Source organism: Iodobacter sp., assembly GCF_025352645.1.
GTDB lineage: Bacteria > Pseudomonadota > Gammaproteobacteria > Burkholderiales > Chitinibacteraceae > Iodobacter.
On record NZ_JANXSO010000003.1, the window covers coordinates 20,600 to 27,110 of the forward strand.

General features: G+C 46.2%; 6 protein-coding genes. 1 reads left to right on the forward strand and 5 read right to left on the reverse strand.

Annotated features, from left to right (window positions below; all coding sequences use genetic code 11):
* Positions 1-50 precede the first annotated feature (50 nt).
* Positions 51-659, reverse strand: coding sequence for a DUF975 family protein (locus tag Q0R17_RS00380; RefSeq protein ID WP_293930919.1), 609 nt, complete (start codon positions 657-659; stop codon positions 51-53).
* Positions 660-1,441: 782 nt separating this feature from the next.
* Here Q0R17_RS00380 and Q0R17_RS00385 point away from each other — a divergent pair.
* The gene (locus Q0R17_RS00385) at positions 1,442-2,338 is read left to right on the forward strand and encodes a hypothetical protein (protein WP_293930922.1); all 897 of its coding nucleotides are present in this window, start codon (positions 1,442-1,444) and stop codon (positions 2,336-2,338) included.
* 383 nt (positions 2,339-2,721) lie between these two features.
* On the opposite strand, the gene Q0R17_RS00390 is transcribed toward Q0R17_RS00385, so the two are convergent.
* The 4 genes from Q0R17_RS00390 to Q0R17_RS00405 form a co-directional block, all read right to left on the reverse strand.
* A complete protein-coding gene (locus Q0R17_RS00390) occupies positions 2,722-3,006 on the reverse strand; it encodes an addiction module antidote protein (protein ID WP_293930925.1) in 285 nt (94 codons plus the stop codon).
* A 3-nt stretch (positions 3,007-3,009) separates the two neighbouring features.
* Positions 3,010-3,306, reverse strand: coding sequence for a type II toxin-antitoxin system RelE/ParE family toxin (locus Q0R17_RS00395; protein ID WP_293930928.1), 297 nt, complete (start codon positions 3,304-3,306; stop codon positions 3,010-3,012).
* Positions 3,307-3,456: 150 nt separating this feature from the next.
* Complete coding sequence (locus Q0R17_RS00400; protein ID WP_293930931.1) at positions 3,457-4,623, reverse strand: AGE family epimerase/isomerase; 1,167 nt, start codon at positions 4,621-4,623, stop codon at positions 3,457-3,459.
* A 3-nt stretch (positions 4,624-4,626) separates the two neighbouring features.
* Entirely contained in the window at positions 4,627-5,940 is a 1,314-nt protein-coding gene (locus Q0R17_RS00405; RefSeq protein ID WP_293930934.1) for a glycoside hydrolase family 125 protein, read from the reverse strand.
* Positions 5,941-6,511 lie beyond the last annotated feature (571 nt).

A 6,511-nucleotide genomic window follows, 5' to 3' on the forward strand; every position in this document is an offset into this window, starting at 1 on the left:
GCACTAAACAATAAGGCGGCAAAGTGTGCGCCTTATTGCTTAGTGTGGTTTTATTGCTGAGGGCTTTGTTCGTTTTGAATTAAGTCTTCATAGAAAAGAGCAGAAGTAGTTTGGATATAAGGTAGGAACCATAAAAATCCAATGCCGCAAGTTATAATTGAAAGTAAAAACCATCCAAAAAACCGAAAGTGAAGATAGCATAGCTTCCAGCGATTGCCATACATCAGCGCTTTACTACGATTAAGCGTTGCCATAATGTCTAATTCTGGCTGATCACGGCGAATATAAAATACCAGCGCATAAGAATAAGCCGCCATTATCCCAGGAATAATCAGTAGTATCATCCAAAGGATAATAAGCAATAAGGTAAGCAGGTAGGTGAGGAGTGATGGAATAAACTCTGTAAAGCCTTTGGCCAATAAATTGGTATCAACTTTTTGCTCACGAATAATCGCTAAATAAAAATAAGTAAAGCCTAGGGCAATAGGGCCTGAAACCAGAAGGCTTAAAGCGGCGGGGATGACTCCCGGCTGATTGAGTATTGCAATGACGATGACGTACACGAGGCTGACTAAAACCGGCGTGGTCCATTTGCCACGTAAAATATCCCGAGCTTGGGTCATAAGGTCTTGGTTACTGATGCTGCTAACGGCAATCATTTGCGTGTCCTTTTTTGATGGCTTTTTGTAACCAATCGCATGATTTTTGGTAAGAAAAGAGCAAGCATATCACAGCGATTGTTTTGTAAACTGGCAGGAGTAATAAATGACGCTGCACCTGGTCGGCCAGATATAGCGCTTTTTTATAAGAGATAAGGTGTTTTATTTAACTGGATCTGATTATGTCTCTTGCTCAATAACGCTAATGTAAGTCGATTTATTACAGTCGCACGTTGTTTTTGCATTTGTAGGGTGGGTAAAACCCTATACGCGTTAACCAAATTGCTTTTGTCTTAGCAAGTAGCGAAAAAACACAATGATTACGTTCTCTGCATGGGGCTAAAAATCCCCTTGAAGCACGCCGAAGCGAGGAATAAGCGGATTGGGGTTTCGGAAAAGGGGTAGCGGGCTTGCTCCCGAGCAGCCTTTTTCGCCGAGTCGATTATCCGCAGTGAGGGGCCTTCGTGCTGGTTGGGGCGGCTTTCTTTGCTTACTTGCTTGGGCCGTACAAGAAAGTAAGTTCCAAGCGGGGATCCCGCATCTAAATCAACGTGCCAAAGGCACTGAAAAAATGGCTACTGCGTAACATTAGATGGTAATTACGCAGTAGGAATTGAATGTTTTAAGCCAAAATTGGCGCTATTATGAGGTGCTGAGCTTCGCTTTTAGTACGCACTATATGTATGCAAAGACTTCTTTGAGCAAGAGACTTAATTAGGTAAATAAAAGGTGGTTTTGTATTTTTATAAAACGTTATTGAACTAACTTATTAAGTGATCATAATGAAAACATTAGTACAGCCATCCGAAGTTATTTATGAAGAATATGCCCGAGCGATTCATTGGATGGAAAGTATTGGTGTGAAGATTAATTCTAGTAGGGCTTCACATTATAAACGGATGGTAAAATATTACAACGCTGAATGTAAGAATAAACCTATTGATGAAAAAAACGATATATTCCCTTCTTTTGTAAGTTCTATATTTGAAATATATGGTTTTATTGATGTATATAATGCTTTCAAGGAGGTGCCATTAGATATTATTGAGCCTATCGTGAAAAAATTACAAATGGGGGTGGATGGCCCTTGTGATGTTTCTGATGAAACCAAAAATTCAACAAAAGGCCGAAATTTTTTATTTGAAGCAATTATTGCTGCGAAGTTTAATTTTCCATTAAAAGGAGTTGAAACTATTTTTAATGCGAAATCAGATACTGGGTTTATGGTAGAGGGGAGAGCTGTATGGGTAGAGTGCAAGCGAGTATCAAGGTGTGAGAAAATTGAAAGCAATGTGAGAAAAGCCTGCAAACAGCTTGAGGATATTTTTTTAGAAAACGCAGTGCCTATGGAGTGTGGTGTTGTTGCACTAGATGTGTCAAAAATAATAAATGCTAAAAATCAGGTTTTTATAAGTAAAAACGATTCAGACTTGAGAGCGTCTTTAAGTTTGTTGATGGATGATTTTATTCATAAAAATTCTAGAATTTGGAATGTTACTTTTGAACGGAAAAATGAAAAACTGATAGGGATAATTTTATTTTTTTCATTTATGTCGGGTTCTGAATCAAGAAGTATTTTAGTCCACTCTTCAGAGGTGGCAATTTCTCCGAGACATGGCGTTTCAGAGAAAGATCGACGCCTATTACAATATCTTGTGGCTGTTTTAAAATGCCCGTAAGGGCATTTTAAGTCAAGACTAGTGAGGAGCAAAGAGTCTTGTAGGGCGGGTTAGGTTTATCAACCCGCGTTGTAGGATGTTACCAAGTACAAACCACCTGCTGATTTACTTTGCGCTTAGCTTATTAGCCTAAATCGCGGGTTACGCCTGCGGCTAACTCGCCCTACAGAACTAATTTTATAACGTAGATATACATAATAAATGACTCAATTTGAGCTGCTAACGTAAAGCTGGGGATGGACCACAGTTAAATCCCGAAATCCCCAATATTAAATGGCTCGATCTTTATTTTTTAAATATGCTTAAAAATGGGGGATTAATCTGCGAATAGAGTAGGCATAAAACAATGGCGACCATCTGGTCGCCATTGTTTTATGCTTGGATTATGCCGCAGGTGTGGCGTTTAATTTAATTCCTAGCCCATGCAAGAGCTTCATAATCGTTTCGTAACGAGGTTTGCTGCCCGGTGCAAGTGCTTTGTATAAGCTCTCTCTGCCTAGTCCAGAATCTTTAGCGAGTTGCGTCATGCCACGGGCGCGAGCTACGTCTTTGATGGCAAGTAAAAACATGGCTGGATCAGGGTCTGCAAGTGCTTCAGATAAATAAGCACTGATGGTTTCTTCATCGTCAAGATGATCTGCCACATCAAAGGGGGTAAAAGTAGTCATGATTTATTCCTCAAGGCTTGCGGCCATAAACTTAGCACGCTCAATGTCGCGTGATTGTGTGGATTTATCACCACCTAGTAGTAATAAATAAATCACGGCACCACGCCGGGTAAAGTAAACACGGAGGCCTGGGCCATAATCGATCTTCATTTCGGATACCCCGCCACCAACCGACTCACAGTCGCCAAAGTTGCCATTCGTGGCGCGGCGTATGCGTTGCAATATTTTGGCTTTGCCCAATTTGTCTTTTACAGAGGCCAGCCAAGTATTGAATTCATCAGAGCTGTGGAATGTGTTCATTGATTGAGTGTATTCGATTGGATACGAAACAACAAGCTAAGCAGATCGATGGAAAACGTGAGTACGCAAGCCTAATGCTCGAATCATAAGCCGCCTGTGACTCAACGGCGCAATGCCTGCGGCGATTGCGCCCTAAGTTTATTCCACCCCTTACTCAACCACCCTCAAAACCTCATAACACGCGCCCATGGTGTGGTAGTCGGTTTTGCCGGCGGGGGATTTGTGGGCGTCGATTTTTTTATTATCGGGGCTGAGTACGCGGTACCACGCGCCGTGTTGGTGGTCTACGAAGTGCTCCCAGCTGTAGGCCCAGATTTTGTCGTAGGCTTGCCAGTATTTTTCATCCCCAGCGCGGTCTGCCAGCAGGGCGGCGGCGGCGAGGGATTCGGCTTGGACCCAGAAGTATTTATCCTCATCGTAAGGCTCGCCGTCTAAGTCGTAGCCGTAGATTAGCCCGCCATGTGCTTCGTCCCAGCCTGATTGCATGGCGGAGTCGAATAGTTCGCGGGCGCGGGCTAGGTACCAAGGCTGCGGGTCGTGCCTATCTAAAATGAGTAATAGTTTGGCCCATTCGGTTTGGTGGCCGGTCTGGATGCCCCAAGGGCGAAAAATATTGGTTTTGTTGCCACGGTTGTACAGTAGGTTTGCAGTCCAATCGGTGCGAAAGTGCTCCCATATTTGGCCTTCTGTTAGTGCGGCTTGGCGGCGGGTAAAATGGTCGGCCAGCATTTTTGCCCGCTCTAAGTAGCGCGCTTCGCTGGTGGCTTCAAAGGCAGCGAGCATGGCTTCGCAGCCGTGCATATTGTCGTTTTGGCCGCGATAATCATCAAGCACCCAATCACTATTGGCTTCGCTGGCGTAAACGCCGTATTCGGGCAGCCAGAAATGTTGCTCCATGGTGTCGAAAGTCTCGCTAAGCCATTCGTTTGCTTCATCCATACCACATTGAATGGCGCAGCTGTAAGCCAGCATCACAAAAGCTAGGCCATAGCAGTGGTTGGTGGCGTCCAGAACTTCACCGTTTTTAATTTCCCATGCGTAGCCGCCAGTTACTGGGTTGAGGTGCGCTTTGCGGATGAAATCTATGCCGTGCCTGACGCGTGCTTGATATTGGGCGTCACCAAACTGCAGCCACGCCATTGCATTATTAAAAACAAAGCGAGTGGATGAAACCAGATGGCGCGTTTCGCTATCGTAAACCGTGCCGTCATCCAGATAAAAATGATAGAAGCCCCCATTAGGATCGACCGAGATTGGGTCATAAAAGGCCATGGTATGGCGGATATGCTTTAGTAAAAAATCTCGGGTACGGAACATCACTCAATCCTTGTTTAGTAATAAATGGGGGCGGTTTTGTGCCAGCTTACTGATCAGTTCTCCAAACAAGGTGTTGGCCCATGCAAACCAGCTGCGGGTAAAGCGGGTGGGCTGGTCTGGCGCAAAAGATTCGTGGATCAACCATGTGCTGGCGTGGCTGGTTTTTAGCATCTGCAGGCAGTGGCTGATCTCATCGTCTTGATCGCTGGTTAAGGCACGCATGATGATGGACATCGGCCAGATCATCGGGGCCAGTGTATGCGGGCTGCCGTTGCCTTCAAATTGATCACCCTTAAAAAACCATGGGTTGTCAGTTGATAAAGCAAAGCGGCGGGTATTGATATACACCGGATCGTCTGCTGCGATCGCGCCTAGATAGGGCAGGGATAACAGGCTGGGGATATTGGCGTCGTCCATCAGCAGGGCACTGCCATAGCCGTCGACCTCAAAAGCATAGACTACGCCATGTTTAGGGTGATGAACAATGGCACATTGTTGCAGGGCTGCGGCCACTTCATCGGCGAGTGCTTGGCATTGGCTGGCAAAGGCGCTATCGCCAAATAGCGCGTCCACCATAGCTGCCAGTTGGCGCAGGCTAACAACCGCAAAAAAATTAGATGGCACCAAAAAAGGGAACATGGTGGCGTCGTCTGATGGCCTAAACATCGAGGCAATCAGCCCCACCGGTTTACTTGGATTGCCCCAGCCATCACAAGGTAGGGTATCAGCCTGCCAGCTGCCGCTGCGGGTAAAAGAGTAGGGGCCGCGCTGCTGTTTGCGCTGCTGCACTTGCATCGTGGCCACGGCTAGTTTCATGGCTGTTAACCACTGGCTATCAAAGGGAGTGCGCTCGGCGCTGTTTTGCCAAAAGCCATGGGCCAGGCGAATGGCGTAGCAGAGCGAATCTAGCTCCCATTTGCGCTCGTGCAGCTCGGGTAGCATGGCGGTATGGTCGCTCATCCATTGGCTATGGCCGGGGCCATCATTAAAGGCATTGGCGTAAGGATCGATCAAGATGCAGGCGCTGTGGCGGCGGATTAGCCCTGCAATCATGGCGGTAAGCTGTGGGTCTTGCTGCATATGCAGCAGATAGGGCCAAACCTGCGCCGCGCTATCTCTTAGCCACATGGCGTGGATATCGCCGGTAATGACAAAGGTATCAGGTAGCTTGTTTACAGTTTTAAACACCACTGTGGTGTCAAGGGTATTGGGGTAGCACTGGCTAAATAGTTTTTGCAAATCAGGATCGCTGATTTGGCTACTGATGTTTTGGATATGAGCGTTAACGGCGGGGCTGTTGAATTTTTGTGGTTGCAAAGTGAGCCTCAGGTGTAAAGAGGATGAGTGAGCGGTGGGTTTAAATCTATCTGATTATGTCTCTTGCTCAATCTCATTATAAATATCGTAGGGCGGGTGAAACCCGCGTATTTCTTCAGCATGGCTCGCGGGTTTCACCCCAGTCCTATCAACTTAAGCGAGCCCGCAGAAAGGTACTCCCGTAGGTTGGGTTAGCGGGTTTGTTCACCGATTTGAGGTGGACAAACCCGCATAACCCAATATTTAGGCATCAAAGAATGTTGGGTTACGCGGTAAAGCTGCTAACCCAACCTACGCGTTCACCTTAAGTTGATAGGATTGGGTTTCACCCGCCCTATAATGTTTCAACGTTTGCAATAGATAGATCTAAGTTGATCTACTAGGGTCTGTTGACGTTTCATTCACAATTGCGCTGAGCCGGAAAACGGCTAGGCACAAGGCATGCGACGAAGGCAATAACTGGTTATTTCCGAGGAGCATAACGCAGTGAATGGCCGTTTTCCGGCTCAGCCCTTCGGGTTGGCTACATTTTTGGGGCTGCACGGCGTTAAAAGACGCTCATGGTACTCGT

What these genes read in the sequence shown, in the direction of transcription:
- Q0R17_RS00380 (WP_293930919.1), bottom strand. Translation starts at nt 659, where the DNA reads ATGATTGCCGTTAGCAGCATCAGTAACCAAGACCTTATGACCCAAGCT.
- Q0R17_RS00385 (WP_293930922.1), top strand. Translation starts at nt 1,442, where the DNA reads ATGAAAACATTAGTACAGCCATCCGAAGTTATTTATGAAGAATATGCC.
- Q0R17_RS00390 (WP_293930925.1), bottom strand. Translation starts at nt 3,006, where the DNA reads ATGACTACTTTTACCCCCTTTGATGTGGCAGATCATCTTGACGATGAA.
- Q0R17_RS00395 (WP_293930928.1), bottom strand. Translation starts at nt 3,306, where the DNA reads ATGAACACATTCCACAGCTCTGATGAATTCAATACTTGGCTGGCCTCT.
- Q0R17_RS00400 (WP_293930931.1), bottom strand. Translation starts at nt 4,623, where the DNA reads ATGTTCCGTACCCGAGATTTTTTACTAAAGCATATCCGCCATACCATG.